General features: G+C 72.8%; 3 protein-coding genes. All 3 read right to left on the bottom strand.

The genetic code is table 11. The features are described 5' to 3' along the window. Positions 1–55: 55 nt before the first annotated feature. On the bottom strand, positions 56–490 hold the full coding sequence (locus ACZ7LU_RS06135; protein ID WP_471915842.1) for a nuclear transport factor 2 family protein: 435 nt from the start codon (positions 488–490) through the stop codon (positions 56–58). Beyond that, positions 487–11796, bottom strand: a complete 11310-nt coding sequence (locus tag ACZ7LU_RS06140; RefSeq protein WP_471915843.1) for a type I polyketide synthase — start codon at positions 11794–11796, stop codon at positions 487–489. The genes ACZ7LU_RS06135 and ACZ7LU_RS06140 overlap by 4 nt, the downstream gene beginning before the upstream one ends. A gap of 106 nt (positions 11797–11902) precedes the next feature. Continuing rightward, positions 11903–16822 carry a type I polyketide synthase gene (locus tag ACZ7LU_RS06145; RefSeq protein WP_471915844.1) on the bottom strand — a complete coding sequence of 1640 codons (4920 nt, stop codon included), beginning with the start codon at positions 16820–16822 and terminating at the stop codon, positions 11903–11905. Positions 16823–17048 lie beyond the last annotated feature (226 nt).

Below are 17048 nucleotides of genomic sequence, written 5' to 3' on the forward strand. Positions count from 1 at the left end.
GGCACCTCCAGGAAGGGTGGGCAGACCTTGTGAACGTCATCGAGGGCCGTTCGGTTCAGCCGAGGACCGTGAGATCGGATGTGCCCCAGTACGACTTCAGATGCCGGATGAGGCCGGACGTGTCCATGCGGATCACGAGCATCGCCGTGCGGTGTATGCGGGCCGTCCCCGGGGCGTCGGGGGCCTTGAGCCAGCCCCGCTCCGCGTAGAGCGGGCCCACGGGCAGGTAGTCCATGACGGAGGAGATCTGGATCAGCGCGTGCGTGGCGTCCTGCCCGGCGACGGGCTCGGCCGCCTCCTCGCGCAGGTGCGCGGCGAGCAGCGGTTCGTAATGGGCGCGCAGCGCGTCGTGCCCGGTGACGGGCGGGGGGCCGACCGGGTCCTCGAGGACCGCGTCGGGCGCGTACAGCTCGATGATCGCGTCCAGGTCCCCGGCGTTGATCCGCCGGCTGTGCTCCAAGGCCCGCTTCTTGCGGGCGAACTCGTTCATCGCTGGCCCTCCACTGCCTGACCGTGTCCGTGTCCGTTGCCGTTGCCATTGCCGTGTCCGTTGCCCTGCCCGGTGGGCTGTGAGTTGCCCTGTCCGCTCGCGCCGTCCCTGCCGAGGTCCCGGTCGATGAACGCGAAGATCTCGTCCGCCGAAGCGTCCTGGATACGTGTACGAGTGGCCACCGCGACCTCGCCGGCCGTGTCCTGCGGCGCGTCGAGCCTGGCCAGCGTCGCGCGCAGCCGCCCCGCCAGTTCGGCCCGCGCCGAGCCGTCCTTCGAGGAGACCGAGAGCAGCGAGTCCTCGATGCGCTCGAACTCCGCCAGGACGTCGGCGAGCGGATCCGCCGCGCGCGGGGCCAGCTCCTGCCGCAGCTGCGCGGCGAGCTCCGCCGGGTTGGGATGGTCGAAGACGAACGTGGCGGGCAGCTTCAGCCCCGTCGCGGCCGAGAGCCGGTTGCGCAGCTCCACCGCGGTCAGGGAGTCGAAGCCGAGTTCCCGCAGCCCCTGCGTCGCGTTGACGGGCGTCGCCGCGTCGTAGCCGAGGACGGCCGCGATGTGGGTGCACACCAGGTCGAGCAGCGCCTCCTCCCGTTCGGGGTCGGACATCGCGCCGAGCGACTTGAGCAGCGCGGCCGCCCCCGCCGACACAGCACCGCCGCCGCTCTTGCTCCCCCCGCGCACCAGGTCGCGCAGCAGCGCCGGGGCGGGGTGGCTCTGGGCCTGCCGGCGCATCCGGGCCAGGTCCAGACGGACCGGCGCGTACAGGGGCAGTCCGCCGGCCCACGCCGCGTCGAGGAGGGCGAGTCCCTCGTCGGCGCCGAGCCCGACCACGCCGGCGCGGGCGTGGCGCGCCCGGTCGGCGTCGGTGAGCCGTCCCGACATGCCGCTCGCCAGCTCCCAGTAGCCCCATGCCAGGGAGGTCGCCGCCGCGCCGCCGTCGTGCCGGTGCCGGGCCAACGCGTCCAGGAAGGCGTTGGCGGCCGTGTAGCTGCCCTGGCCGGGGCCGCCGAGCAGCCCGGCGACCGAGGAGTACAGGACGAACGCGGACAGGTCCGCGTCCCGCGTCAGCTCGTGCAGGTGCCAGGCGGCGTCCGCCTTCACGCGCATCACCTCCTCGACCTGCTCGGCCGTGAGGTTCTGCACCACCGCGTCGTTCACGGTGCCCGCGCAGTGGAAGACGGCGGTCAGCGGGTGGTCCGCGGGCACCGTCGCGAGGAGGGCGGCGGCTTCGTCCCGGTCGCCCGGGTCGCACGCGGCGAAGGTGACTCGCGCGCCGAGCGCGGAGAGGTCGGCGGCCAGTTCGAGTGCGCCCGGCGCGTCGGCTCCGCGCCTGCTGGACAGCAACAGGTGCCTGGCTCCGTACCGTTCCACCAGGTGACGGGCCGTCAGCGAGCCGAGTGCTCCGGTGCCGCCGGTGATCAGCACGGTGCCCTCGGGGTCGAAGGCGGGAGGCAGCGAGAACACGGTCGTGCCCGCCGAGGGCGGGGCCGCCATCGCGGCGGGCGCCTGCCGGATGTCCCACACGGTGATGTCGAGCGGCGTCAGAGCACGGCTGTCACCCCGTTCCGCGGGCAGCCCGGGCTTCGCCGACTCCGTGACCTCGGCAAGCTCGGTCAGCTCCGGCAGCTCCGGCAGCTCGGTCAGCTCGGTCAGCTCCGCGAGGATTTCCCGTACGCGCCCGGGCTCGGGCGGCACGACAGCCTGTCCCTCGTCCGGACGACCGCCCGCACGGTGGACCACCAGGGCCCCCTCGTGGCGGAGGGTGACGTCGACCGCGCGCTCGCCGCCCGAACCGTCCGCCGTCGGCGCACCGTCCACGGCCTCGACCCGCCACCGCCCGGCGAGAGCGAGACGCAGCACGGCACGGCCGACGGAACCGGTCTCCTCCCCGACGAGCAGAGTCTCGCCACCGCGGGGCGCCATGACATCCGACAGCACGTGATACGCGGACACATAGGCCCCCAAGGACCCGGCCGCCTGCGCCCAACTCCAGCCCGTCGGAACCGGCATGAGCAGCGCGGCATCGGCGACGGCCACCGGGCCCACCGCGTCGAACAACCCCATCACCCGGTCGCCCACGGCCACCGACCCGACCTCGCCGCCGACCTCCGTCACCACACCGGCACCCTCGACCTGGCCCGCCGTGAGCGGCCCCGGCGTCGCGGCCCGCACCGCCACCCGCACCTCGTGCGGCTCCAGCGCCCGCCCGGCCTCGGGAGCGTCGACAAGCGACAACTGCTCTCCGCCACCCGCCTCTTGGCCACGAGCCAGCCGCCACGTGAGCGATCCGACCGGCGGCACCAGCCGCACCGACGCGTCGTCGCGCACGAGCCGTGGCACGTAGGCGCGCCCGCCACGCAGCGCCAACTCCGGTTCACCGGACGCCAGTACGCCGGTCAGCGCGGCCGGAGAAGACTCCAGTCCGTCCACGTCGAGCAGCGTCAGGCGACCGGGGTTCTCGGCCTGCGCGCTGCGCACCAGACCCCACAGCGACGCGCCCGCCAGATCACCGGCGGTCTCACCCGGCCGCGCGGCGACCGCGCCCCGGGTGACGACGACGAGACGGGTCGCCGCGAACGCCGGGTCGTCCACCCACTCCTTGAGCAGCGACAGAAGGGACACGGTGGCCAGCCGCGCGTACCCGGCTGCGTCACCGCCCGTGCCATCGGCATCCGCAACGTCCCCGGCACCTGCGCCGGGCGCGGCGCACACGGCGAGCACGACATCGGGCGCTTGGCCCCCGGCCGCCACTCCGTCCCGCAGAGCACCGAACGTGTCCCACACGGGGCCGGCGGCCAGCGCATCGGACAAGGCGTCGGCCAGCGCACCGGCCGACAAGGCGTCGGCCAGCGCACCGGCCGACGTACCGTCCATCGGGCCACCCTCGACCGGCGCGAGGACCGCGGCACGCGGGGTGCCGCCGCCCGTCTCCTCGGCCCGCGCGGCGACCTCCGCCCACACGAGCCGGAAGAGCGCGTCACGGTCCGCCGCGCGGGCGCCCGCGATCTGGTGGGCGGCCACCGGCCGTACCGTGAGCGACTCCAGCGTGAGAACCGGTTCCCCGCCTCCGCCCCCGTCCACGGCCGTGAGGGCCAGCTGGTCGGGTGCGGTGCGTGCGATGCGTACCCGCAGCTTCTCCGCGCCCGGCGCGTGCACCCGCAACCCGCTCCAGGAGAACGGCAGCAGCACTTGGTCGGTGTCGGCGGACGACGTGACCGCGTCAAGGATCAGCGCGTGCAGCGTGGCGTCGAGCAGCACCGGGTGCACCTGGTAGCGGTCGGCCCTGCCGCTCTCCGCCTCGGGCAGCGCCACCTCGGCGAAAAGGTCGTCCCCGAGCCGCCACGCGCTCACCAGTCCCTGCGAGCCGGGCCCGAAGTCATAGCCGTACGAAGCGAGTTCCCCGTACGGATCCTGCCCGCCGACCGGTGTGGCGCCCGGCGGCGGCCACGTCCCGCCGAACGAGGCGTCCCCGGCGTCGGGTCCCGGGGGAGCGACCACGCCCGCGGCATGCCGGGTCCAGACGGCCTCCTCGCCCTCACCCGTGGGCCGCGAATGGACGGTCACGGGACGCCGCCCGTCCTCGGCCACGGAACCGACCGCCACCTGCACGTCGACCGCGCCCGCGCCCTCGTCCCCGAAGGCGAGCGGAGTGTGCAGCGTCAGCTCCGCCAACTCTGCGCAGCCTGCCCGTACCGCGGCCTGCAGCGCGAGCTCCACGAACGCCGAACCGGGCAGCAGCACCGTGTCCATGACCCGGTGCTCGGCCAGCCACGCCTGGTCCCGCGGAGAGATCCGGCCGGTCAGCAGGTGACTGCCGCCGTCCGCGAGTTCCACGGCGGCCCCGAGCAGCGGATGCCCCGCGGAGGCGAGCCCGAGCCCCGCCGGGTCCCCGGCGAGCCCCCTGCGCCCCTCCAGCCAGAACCGCTCCCGCTGGAAGGCGTACGTCGGCAGATCCACCACCCGAGGCAGCGGCACGGCCGGGAACCAGCCCGTCCAGTCGACCTCCGCCCCCGCGCCGAAGGCCTGGGCGGCGGCGCGGGTGAGCTGCGCGGCGTCGCCGTGGTCGCGGCGCAGGGTGGGCACGACCGTGGCGGGCATGTCGGCCCGCTCGATGGTCTCCTCCATGCCGAGGTTGAGGACGGGGTGGGGGCTGGCCTCGATGAACAGACGGTAGCCGTCGGCCAGCAGCGCTTCGATGGTGTCGGCGAAACGGACCGGCTGGCGGAGGTTGGTGACCCAGTAATCCGTGTCGAGGGCAGTGGTGTCGTCGAGGCGTTCGGCGGTGACCGTCGAGTAGAAGGCGACGTCCGTGGTCGTGGGCCGGATGTCGGCCAGGCGCTCGGTGAGGAGGTCGTGGAGCTGGTCGATCTGGGGGCCGTGGGAGGCGTATCCGACGTCGATGACGCGGGCGCGCAGGCCTCGCGCCTCCGCATCCGCGACCACGGCTGCCACATGCTCCGGCGGCCCTGAAATGACCGTGGAGGAGGGCCCGTTGACGGCTGCGACACATACGCCGGGACGGTCGCCGATGAGCTCAGCAACCTGCTCCGAGCCGGCCCCCAACGACGCCATGTCGCCCTGCCCCATGAGCTGCCGGAGCGCGTCACTGCGTACGGCCACGATGCGCGCCGCATCCTCCAGTGACAGCGCCCCTGCGACGCACGCGGCGGCCATCTCGCCCTGCGAGTGCCCGATGACGGCAGCCGGGGTGATGCCATAGTCGGCCCACACCGCAGCGAGTGACACCATCACCGCCCACAGCACGGGCTGCACGACCTCGACCCGGGACAGCTCACTCCCATCCCCGCGCAAGACATCACTCAGCGACCAGTCCACATGCGCCGACAGCGCCCGCTCACACTCCGCGATCCGCGCCGCGAACACCGGCGACTCGTCAAGGAGCTGGGCACCCATGCCCACCCACTGCGACCCCTGCCCCGGGAACACCAACACCGGACCCGCGCCGGAGGCGCCCTGTACGGCGCCCTCGACGACGTCCGGTGACGGTTCGCCCGCCGCCAGGGACCGTAGCCCGGCGAGGAGAGTCTCGCCGTCCTTGCCCACGACGACGGCTCGGTTCTCGAACACCGACCGGGTCTTCACCAGGGACCAGCCCACGTCCAGCGGCGACGCGAGCCGCGGGTCCGCGGTGGCGCGGTCGGCCAGCAGGCGGGCCTGGGCCCGCAGCGCCTCCTCGCCGCGCGCCGACACCACCCAGGGCACCACTCTGGCCGGCGCCGCGGCGTCCTCCGCCGGAGCGGTCACGGGCTCCGGCGCGTCCGGGGCCTGTTCGAGGATGAGGTGCGCGTTGGTGCCGGAGATGCCGAAGGCGGACACCCCGGCGCGGCGCGGCCGTTCGCCGCGCGGCCAGGCGACTGGTTCGGACAGCAGGCGGACGCCACTGCCGTCCCAGTCCACGTGCGGCGTGGGCGCGTCGATGTGCAGGGAGGCGGGCAGCTGTTCGTTGCGCAGCGCCATGACCATCTTGATCACACCGGCGACACCGGCCGACGCCTGCGCGTGCCCGATGTTCGACTTGATCGAGCCGAGCCACAGCGGCCGGTCCGCGGGCCGCTCCTTGCCGTAGGTGGCGACGAGCGCGCTGGCCTCGATGGGGTCGCCCAGCATGGTGCCGGTGCCGTGCGCCTCCACCGCGTCGACGTCCTCGGCGGAGAGCCGCGCGTTGGCGAGTGCCTGCCGGATCACCCGCTGCTGCGCCTGCCCGTTGGGTGCCGTGAGCCCGTTGCTCGTGCCGTCCTGGTTGATGGCCGAACCCCGGATCACCGCCAGGACGTTGTGGCCGTTGCGCCGTGCCTCCGAGAGCCGTTCGAGCACGACCAGGCCGACTCCCTCGGCCCAGCCGGTGCCGTCGGCGGCGGCCGCGAACGGCTTGCACCGGCCGTCCTTGGCGAGCCCGCGCTGCAGCGAGAACTCGACGAACGAGCCGGGCGTGGCCATCACCGTCGCGCCGCCCGCGAGAGCGAGCGAGCACTCGCCCTGGCGCAGCGCGTGCGCCGCCTGGTGGATCGCCACCAGGGACGACGAGCAGCCGGTGTCGATCGTCATCGCGGGGCCTTCGAGGCCGAGTACGTACGACACCCGGCCGGAGGCGACACAACCGAGATTGCCGGTGCCGATGTAGCCCTCGACCTCGGTGGGCTGTTCACCGACGAGCGCGAGGTAGTCGAAGATGGTCAGGCCCGTGAACACCCCCGCGTCGCTGCCCTTGAGGGTCTCCCGGTCGAGGCCCGCGCGTTCGATCGCCTCCCACGCGGTCTCCAGGAGCAGCCGCTGCTGCGGGTCCATCGCGACGGCCTCGCGGGGGCTGATGCCGAAGAATCCGGCGTCGAAGTCGCCCGCGTCGTAGAGGAACCCGCCTTCGCGCACATAGCTGGTGCCGCGGCTCTCCGGGTCCGGGTCGTACAGCGTCTCCAGGTCCCAGCCCCGGTCGTCGGGGAAGGCCCCCATGGCGTCCTTGCCGGCCGCGACCAGATCCCACAGCTCCTCGGCGGAGCGGACGTCGCCCGGATAGCGGCAGGCCATGCCGACGATCGCGATCGGCTCGTCGTCGACGGCGCCTCCGGAGGCCCCGGCCGCCCGCACCGGGTCGGCGGAGGCCGCCGCGTCACCGGACAGCTCGGCCCGCAGAACGTCGGTGAGCGCGTCGGGGGTGGGGTGGTCGAAGACGACCGTGGTCGGCAGTGTCAGGCCGGTGCTCTTGTTCAGCCTGTTGCGCAGCTCCACCGCCGTCAGCGAGTCGAAGCCCAGCTCCTGGAACGGCTTGGTGGCGGGCACCGCGTCGACGTCCGAGTGCCCCAGCGTGGCCGCCGCCTGGGAGCGCACGTGCTGCAGCAGCAACTGCCGCTGCTGCGCCGGCTTCGCCTCCGTCAGCTCCTGCTGGAGCGACGATGCCTCCGTGGCGTCTTCCTGCTGTGCCGCGGGTGCGCTGGCCCGCCGGTTCTCGGGCAGATCGGCGAGGAGCGGGCTGGGCCGCTGCGCGGTGAACGTCGACGTGAACTGCGCCCAGTCGAAGTTCGCCACGGTCAGCGTCGTCTCACCCGCGTCCAGGGCCTGCTGCAGCGCCTTGACGCACAGCTCCGGGCTGAGCGGATGCAGGCCGAAGCGGCTGAAGAACGTCAACGCGGCCTGGTCCGCCGCCATGCCCGCCTCGGCCCAGGGCCCCCAGGCGATGGAGGTGGCGGGCAGGCCCTCGGCGCGGCGGTGCTCGGCGAGGGCGTCGAGGAAGTGGTTGGCCGCACCATAGGCGCCCTGCTGGCCGCTGCCCCACACGCCGGCGCCCGACGAGAACATCACGAACGCCGAGAGCGGCAACTCCCGTGTCAGTTCATGCAGATGGTGGGCGGCGAGCGCCTTCGGACGCAGCACCTCGTCCAGCTCGGCACCCGACACGTCGCCGAGACCGATGTAGTTCGGCACGCCGGCCGCGTGGATGACGGCGGTCAGCGGGTGCTCGGCGGGTACATCCTCGATGAGGCGGCGCACCTGCTCGCGGTCGCCGACGTCGCAGGCGGTGACGGTGACGGCGGCTCCCAACTCCGCCAGCTCGGCGGCGAGTTCCTCTGCTCCGGGGGCGTCGGGGCCGCGGCGGCTGGTCAGGAGGAGGTGCGGGGCGCCCGCACGGGCGAGCCACCGCGCGAGGACGGCGCCGATGCCGCCGGTCCCGCCGGTGATGAGAGTGGTGCCCTCGGGCCGCCAACCAAGCCCGCTGCCAACCAAGTTGGCGGGCGCGTGTGCGAGGCGACGGGCATGGACGCCGGACGGCCGGATGGAGATCTGGTCCTCGTCCTGCGGAACCAGCGCGGCGGCCAGCCGGGCCAGCGTCTGATGGTCGATACGAGCGGGCAGATCGACCAGCCCGCCCCACAGCCGCGGATACTCCAGCGCAGCGACGCGCCCCAGCCCCCACACCTGAGCCTGCACCGGGTGGGTGAGGGCGTCGCCGGCGCTCGTGGAAACAGCCCCCTGCGTGAGAGTGCGTACGGCGATGTCGGCGCCGTTGTCCCCGAGGGCCTGGACGAGAGCGGTCGTCGCGGCGAGTCCGGCGGGCACGGCCGAGTGCTCGGGATGCGGCTCCTCGTCCAGGGCCAGCAGATTGACGACTCCGGCAAACGCGGCCCCGTCCATCAGGACACGCAGCTCCTGCGCCAACTCCGTACGCTCCACGGCACGTGCGTCGACCACGTGCCGTCGCACCTCGCCACCATGGGCGGTCAGCGTCTGCGCGGTCGCGAGGACGGCCGGGTGGTCGGCGTGCGCGGCGGGCACGAGCAGCAGCCAGGCCCCGCTGAGCTCCGGCGCCGGCACGTCGGGCAGATGCTTCCAAGTGACCTGATAACGCCAGGAGTCGACGGTGGACTGCTCGCGGTGCCGACGCCGCCAGGCCGAGAGGACGGGCAGCGCGGACTCCAGCGCTCCGACGCTCTCCGCCTGCCCCTCGATCTCCAGGCTGCCGGCGAGGGCGTCGATGTCCAGGTCCTCGATCGCCTGCCACACCCGGGCCTCGACCGGATCGTGCCCACCACCCACGGCTGCGACCGCCGCGGGCGGCTCCACCCAGTAGTGCTTGTGCTGGAAGGCGTAGGTGGGCAGGTCGACGGTACGGGGGGTGGGGTCGGCCGGGAACCAGCGCCGCCAGTCGACGTCCGCGCCGGCGGTGAAGGCGTGGGCGGCGGCGCGGGTGAGCTGGGTGGTGTCGCCGTGGTCGCGACGCAGGGTGGGGATGGTGACGGCCGTCCCCGCAGCACCGGCCTGCTGCTCGATGGTCTCCTGGATGCCGAGGTTGAGGACGGGGTGGGGGCTGGCTTCGATGAACAGGCGGTAGCCGTCGGCCAGCAGCGCTTCGATGGTGTCGGCGAAGCGGACGGGCTGGCGGAGGTTGGTCACCCAGTAGGCGGTGTCGAGGGCCGTGGTGTCGTCGAGGCGCTCGGCGGTGACCGTCGAGTAGAAGGCCACGTCGGTGGTGGTCGGCTGGATGTCGGCGAGCCGGTCGGTGAGGAGGTCGTGGAGCTGGTCGATCTGGGGGCCGTGCGAGGCGTACCCGACGTCGATGACGCGGGCCCTGAGCCCCTGCGCCTCCGCATCGGCGACGACGGCTGCCACATGCTCGGGCGGTCCCGAAATCACGGTCGACGACGGCCCGTTGACCGCCGCGACGACCACTCCCGGCCGGTCGCCGATCAGCTCAGTGGCCTGCTCGGCACCGGTGCTGAGCGAGGCCATGTCGCCGTGCCCTTGCAGCTGACGAAGCGCGTCACTGCGTACCGCCACGATCCGCGCCGCATCCTCCAGCGAGAGTGCCCCCGCGACGCACGCGGCGGCCATCTCGCCCTGCGAGTGCCCGATGACGGCAGCAGGAGTGACCCCATAGTCCGCCCAGACGGCAGCCAGCGAGACCATCACCGCCCACAACACCGGCTGCACGACCTCGACCCGGGACAGCTCACTCCCGTCCCCGCGCAACACCGCACTCAGCGACCAGTCCACATGCGCCGACAGCGCCCGCTCACACTCCGCGATCCGCGCCGCGAAGACGGGGGACTCGTCAAGGAGCTGGGCACCCATGCCCACCCACTGCGACCCCTGCCCCGGGAACACCAACACCGGCCCAGGACCCACATCGCCGGCAACCCCGGCCACCACATCCGCCGAAGCCTCACCCGCGGCCAATGCCTCCAGGCCGGCACGGGCCTGAGCCAAGTCCCGCCCCACGACCACGGCCCGCTGATCGAACAACGCGCGTGTCGTGGCCAGCGACCAGCCCACCTCGGCCGCCGACGCATCCCCGGCCCCGACCACGAACTCGCCGAGCCGCCGCGTCTGTTCACGCAACGCGTCCGGCGTCCGCCCGGACACCACCCACGGCACGACCCCACCCGGCTCAGCCGCCACGGGGCCCGGCGCGTCCTCTTCCGGCGGCGCCTCCTCCAGAATCAGATGCGCGTTCGTCCCGGAGATCCCGAACGCCGAGATGCCTGCCCGCCGCGTGCGCTCCGCCGGCCAGTCGACGGGCTCGGAGAGCAGTCGTACGCTGCCCTGTTCCCACTGGACGTGCGGTGACGGGGCGTCGATGTGCAGGGAGGTCGGGAGGAGACCGTTGCGCATCGCCATGACCATCTTGATGACGCCCGCGACACCGGCGGCGGCCTGCGTGTGGCCGATGTTGGATTTCACCGAGCCGAGCCAGAGCGGGCGGTCATCCGGTCGCCCCTGCCCGTACGTGGCGATCAGGGCCTGCGCCTCGATGGGGTCGCCGAGCGTGGTGCCGGTGCCGTGGGCCTCCACGGCGTCGATGTCCTCGGCGGAGAGCCGTGCGTTGGCGAGGGCGGCCCGGATGACGCGTTCCTGGGAGGGGCCGTTGGGGGCGGCGAGCCCGTTGCTCGTACCGTCCTGGTTGGTGGCCGAACCCCGGATCACCGCAAGGACCTTGTGGCCGCGGCGCCGCGCTTCGGAGAGCAGCTCCAGCGCCACCACCCCGGCGCCCTCGCCCCAGCCGGTGCCGTCGGCGGCGGCGGCGAACGGCTTGCACCGCCCGTCGGGCGCGAGCCCCCGCTGCCGGGAGAACTCGGTGAACGAACCCGGCGTCGCCATCACCGTCGAACCGCCCGCCAGCGCGAGTGAGCACTCGCCCTGCCGCAGCGCCTGACTGGCCAGATGGATCGCCACCAGGGACGACGAGCACGCCGTGTCGACGGTGACCGCTGGGCCTTCGAGCCCCAGCGTGTAGGAGATCCGGCCCGACACCACACTGCCGAGGTTGCCGGTGCCGATGTACCCCTCGACGTCGCTGGCCGTCTGACTGATCAGCGTCAGGTAGTCGTGGGCGCTCACTCCGGTGAAGACGCCGGTGTCGCTGCCCTTCAGCGCGTGCGGGTTCATGCCCGCGTGCTCGATCGCCTCCCACGCGGTCTCCAGGAGCAGCCGCTGCTGCGGGTCCATCGCCGTGGCCTCGCGCGGGCTGATGCCGAAGAACTCGGCGTCGAAATGGCCGGCGTCGTACAGGAAGGCGCCGTCCCGCACATAGCTGGTGGCCGGATGCTCCGGATCCGGGTGATACAGCGACTCCAGGTCCCAGCCCCGGTCGTCGGGGAACCCCGCGACCGCGTCACCCCCGTCGCGCACGAGCTCCCAGAGGTCCTCCGCCGACCGGGCGCCGCCCGGATAGCGGCAGGCCATGCCGACGATGGCGACCGGCTCGGTCGATTCCTTGTCGTGGAGCCGTTGCCGGGCCTCGCGCAGCTCCGCGGTGACCCACTTGAGGTGATCGAGAAGCTTCTCCTCGTTCGACATCTGACCCAGGCTCCTTGGCGCTACGTGGTGATCGGGGCGTATGAGGTTGGGGGAGGGCAAGGGGGCCGGTGTGGCCGGGCTCATCGCGCTCAGGACTGATCGCTGCTCAGGACTTCCCGAACTCGCTGGAGATGAGGTCGAAGATGTCGTCCGCGCTCGCCGCCTCCAGATCGGCATGGGCCGAATCAGTGCCTTCCGGCCCGTCCTGCGCCGGACTCCACTTCGACACAAGGACCTGCAGCCGGCCCACGATGCGGCGCCGGGCCGCCTCGTCCACCTCGGCCGCGCCGAACGCCGTGTCCCACTTGTCGAGCGCCGCGAGCACGTCGCCCTCACCTGCGGCCTCGGCGCCGTCGCCGAGCTGTCCGCGCAAGTGCGTGGCGAGGGCCTCGGACGTGGGATGGTCGAAGATCACGGTGGCGGGGAGCGAGAGCCCGGTCGTGGTGTTGAGCTGGTTGCGCAGCTGGACCGCGGTGAGCGAATCGAAGCCCAGCTCCTGGAACGGCTTCGCGGCGGGAATGTCCTCCACCGTGCGGCCGAGCGTCGCGGCCGCGTACGTCCGGACCTGCTGGACCAGGAAGCCGAGCCGCTGCGACGCGGGCGTCTTCGCCAGCTCCTCGCGGAACGCGCTCGTCTCGGCGGCGGTCCCCGTCTGCTCGGCCTCCCGCTGGTTCTCCGGAAGGTCGTCGAGGAACGGACTGGGCCGCTGCGCGGTGAACGTCGGCGTGAACTTCGCCCAGTCGAAGTTCGCCACGGTCAGCGTGGCGTCACCCGCGTCGACCGCCTGGTGCAGCGCCTTGACGCACAGGTCCGGAGCGATCGGGAGCAGACCGAAGCGCTTGAAGTACGTCAGTGACTCCGGGTCGGCGGACATGCCCGCCTCGGCCCAGGGCCCCCAGGCGATGGAGGTGGCGGGCAGGCCCTGGGCGCGGCGGTGCTCGGCGAGGGCATCGAGGAAGTGGTTGGCCGCACCATAGGCGCCCTGCTGGCCGCTGCCCCACACGCCGGCGCCCGACGAGAACATCACGAACGCCGAGAGGTCCAGGCCGCGCGTCAACTCGTGCAGATTCCAGGCCGCGTCGGACTTCGACCCCAGCACCTCGCCGAGGCGCGCGGTCGTCAGATCACCGATCGCGGTCAGATCGGTCATGCCCGCCGCATGGATGACGGCTGTGAGGGGATGCTCGGCCGGCATGTCGTCGATGAGGCCGCTCAGTTGACGGGGATCGCTGACGTCGCAGGCGGTGATGGTGACGGTGGTGCCGAGGCCGTCGAGCTCGGCGGCGAGTTCCCGGGCGCCGGGCGCGTCGGGCCCGCGACGGCTGGTGAGGTGAAGACGGGGGGCGCCTTGCCGGGCCAGCCAACGGGCGAGGACGGCACCGATGCCGCCGGTCCCGCCGGTGATCAGGGTGGTGCCCCGGGGCCGCCAGGTGGCCTCGGTGTGCACGGGATTCTGAGTGCTTCCGACGGCGTGCGTGAGGCGCCGGTGGTGGATTCCGGTGGGGCGGACGGCGGTCTGGTCCTCGTCCTGGGGGAGGAGAGCGGCGGCGAGGCGGGGGAGGGTGTGGCGGTCGATACGAGCGGGAAGGTCGACGAGTCCGGCCCAGAGGCGCGGGTGTTCGAGGGCGGCGACGCGGCCGAGCCCCCAGACGTGAGCCTGGAGGGGATGGGTGAGTGGGTCGGTGGCGCCCGTGGACACGGCACCCTGGGTGACGGTGTGCAGGGGTGCGGTCGTGCCGTTGTCGCCGAGGGCCTGGAGGAGAGCGGTCGTCGCGGCGAGCCCCGCGGGCACGGCCGGGTGCTCGGGGTGCGGCTCCTCGTCCAACGCCAGCAGATTGACGATTCCGGCAAGACCAGCCGTGTCCACCGCGGCCAGCTCCTCACGTCCCGCCCGGCCGGTCTCGACCGGCTGCAGCCGGACAGCAGCCGCCCCGTGTTCGCTCAACGCCTCGGCGGTGGCTCGTACGGCGGGGTGCTCCGCCTTGTCGGCAGGGACGAACAGCAGCCAGTCGCCGCCGAGTTCCGGCGCGGGCCCGTCGGACCGCTGCTTCCACGTGACGCGGTACCGCCAGGAGTCGATGGTCGCCTGGTCCTGGTGCCGACGCCGCCAGCCCTTGAGCACCGGCAGCGCGGGCTCCAGCGCCCGGACGGCCTCCTCGCTGCCCTCCTCCGACCCCAGCGTCTCGGCCAGCAGCCCGAGATCGAGCTCCTCGACGGCGTGCCACAGCTGGGCCTCGGCCGCACTCTGCTCACCGCCGGCGGCTCCCGGGGCGGACGCGGAACGTTCGAGCCAGTAGTGCTGGTGTTGGAAGGCGTAGGTGGGGAGGTCGACGGTACGGGGGGTGGGGTCGGCCGGGAACCAGCGCCGCCAGTCGACGGGGGCGCCGGCGGTGAAGGCGTGGGCTGCGGCGCGGGTGAGCTGGGTGGTGTCGCCGTGGTCACGGCGCAGGGTGGGGACGACGGTGGCGAGGATGTCCGCCTGCTCGATGGTTTCTTCCATGCCCAGGCCCAGCACCGGGTGCGCGCTGGCCTCGATGAACAGGCGATAGCCGTCGGCCAGCAGCGCTTCGACGGTGTCGGCGAAACGGACCGGCTGGCGAAGGTTGGTCACCCAGTAGGCAGTGTCGAGGGCCGTGGTGTCCGTCAGGCGCTCGGCGGTGACCGTGGAGTAGAAGGCCACGTCGGTGGTGGTCGGCTGGATATCGGCGAGCCGGTCGGTGAGCAGATCGTGCAGCTGGTCGATCTGGGGGCCGTGGGAGGCGTACCCGACGTCGATGACGCGGGCCCTGAGCCCTTGCGCCTCCGCATCGGCGACGACCGCTGCCACATGCGCAGGCGGTCCCGAAATCACGGTCGAAGACGGTCCGTTGACGGCCGCGACGACCACTCCCGGCCGGTCACCGATGATCTCAGCGGCCTGCTCGGCACCGGTGCTGAGCGAGGCCATGTCGCCGTGCCCTTGCAGCTGACGAAGCGCGTCACTGCGTACGGCTACGATGCGCGCCGCGTCCTCCAGTGACAGCGCCCCCGCGACGCACGCGGCGGCCATCTCGCCCTGCGAGTGCCCGATGACGGCAGCCGGAGTGACCCCGTAGTCCGCCCAGACGGCAGCCAGCGAGACCATCACCGCCCACAGCACCGGCTGCACGACCTCGACCCGGGACAGCTCACTCCCATCCCCGCGCAGGACATCACTCAGCGACCAGTCCACATGCGCCGACAGTGCCCGCTCACACTCCGCGATCCGCGCCGCGAACACCGCAGACTCGTCCAACAGCTGGGCACCCATGCCCACCCACTGCGACCCCTGCCCCGGAAACACCAACACCGGCCCAGGACCCACATCACCGGCCACCCCGGCCACCACACCCGCCGAAGCCTCACCCGCAGCCAACGCCCCCAGACCAGCCGTCAACGCACCCCGGTCACGCCCCACGACCACAGCCCGGTGCTCGAACACGGACCGGGTCGTGGTCAACGACCAGCCCACATCAGCCGCCGACGCATCCGCCACCCCGGCCGCGAACTCGGCGAGCCGCCGCGCCTGTGCACGCAGCGCGTCCGGTGTCCGCCCGGACACCACCCACGGAACGACCCCACCCGGCTCCTCGACCACGGAGCCCGGCACGTCCTCCTCCGGCGGCGCCTCCTCCAGGATCAGATGCGCGTTCGTCCCAGAGAAGCCGAACGAGGACACCCCCGCCCGGCGCGGGCGCTCGCCCCGGGGCCACTTCGCCGGGTCGGTGAGCAGGCGCAGCCCGCTGCCGTCCCACTCCACGTGGGGCGAGGGGGCGTCGACGTGCAGGATGGCGGGCAGCAGGTCGTGCCGCAGGGCCAGGACCATCTTGATGACACCCGCCACGCCCGCGGCGATCTGCGTGTGGCCGATGTTGGACTTCACCGCTCCCACCCACAGCGGCCGGTCCTCCGGCCGTTCCCGGCCGTAGGCGGAGATGAGAGCCCCGGCCTCGATGGGGTCGCCGAGCGTGGTGCCGGTGCCGTGCGCCTCCACGGCGTCGATGTCCTCGGGGGTGAGGCGGGCGTCGGCGAGGGCGGCGCGGATGACGCGTTCCTGGGCGGGGCCGTTGGGGGCGGTCAGGCCATTGCTCGCGCCGTCCTGGTTGATCGCCGAACCCCGGATCACCGCGAGGACCTTGTGGCCCTTCCTGCGGGCGTCGGAGAGACGCTCAAGGAGCACCACCCCCGTACCCTCCGCCATGCCCATGCCGTCGCTGCTCGCCGAGAACGGCTTGCACCGTCCGTCGGGGGCCAGGCCGCGCAGTTCGCTGAAGCCGATCAGCGGGGCGGGCGACGACATCACGTACGTACCGCCCGCCAGCGCCAGCGAGCACTCCTGTGTGCGCAGGGCCTGGGTGGCGAGGTGAAGGGAGACCAGCGACGAGGAGCACGCCGTGTCGACCGTCACCGCGGGGCCTTCGAGGCCCAGGGTGTAGGCGACGCGGCCGGAGGTGACGCTGCCGGAGTTGCCGATGGTGAAGTATCCGGCGGTGCCCTCGGGGACCTCGGACGCGCCGAGGGCGTAGTCGAGTCCGTCGCAGCCGATGAAGGTGCTGGTGTCGCTGGAGCGGAGGCTGAGGGGGTCGATGCCGGCCCGTTCGATCGCCTCCCACGCCGTCTCCAGGGCGAGCCGCTGCTGCGGCGCCATGGCCGCGGCCTCGGTGGGTCCGATGCCGAAGAAGGTGGGGTCGAAGTCACCGGCGTCGTAGACGAAGCCGCCTTCCCGGACGTAACTGGTGCCGGTGCTCTCGGGGTCCGGGTCGTAGAGGGAGTCGAGGTCCCAATTGCGGTTGCCGGGTAGGGGCGCGACGGCGTCGCCGCCGGTGGAGACCAGCTCCCAGAACTCTTCGGGAGACCGGACTCCGCCGGGCAGCCGGCAGGCCATGCCGATGACCGCGACCGGTTCGTGGCCCGCCGACTCGACGTCCTGCAGCCGGCGTTCCGTCTGACGCAGGTCCGCGGTGACACGCTTGAGGTATTCCAGAAGTTTCTCTTCGGTGTGCGCCATCCCGGTGACAACCGCCCCTCTCCGCGAGAACAGACCGCAGACTCGTCGACGGCGCTAAAGCCCTCCTAATACTCGGCTGTGTACCGCTCGCTGCCATGGGTGTCCGCACTGGTCGGAGGCTCGGGCCCAGGGAACAGGGGCTTTCTTAGGGGCGCTTAAGCGGTGCCTGCCAGGGTGTGCCGGTGTCAGGCCGTCACGCCCTGATCAGCGGCGTCGCCCGTGCCGT

The sequence above is a fragment of the Streptomyces sp. NPDC039462 genome, assembly GCF_055639375.1.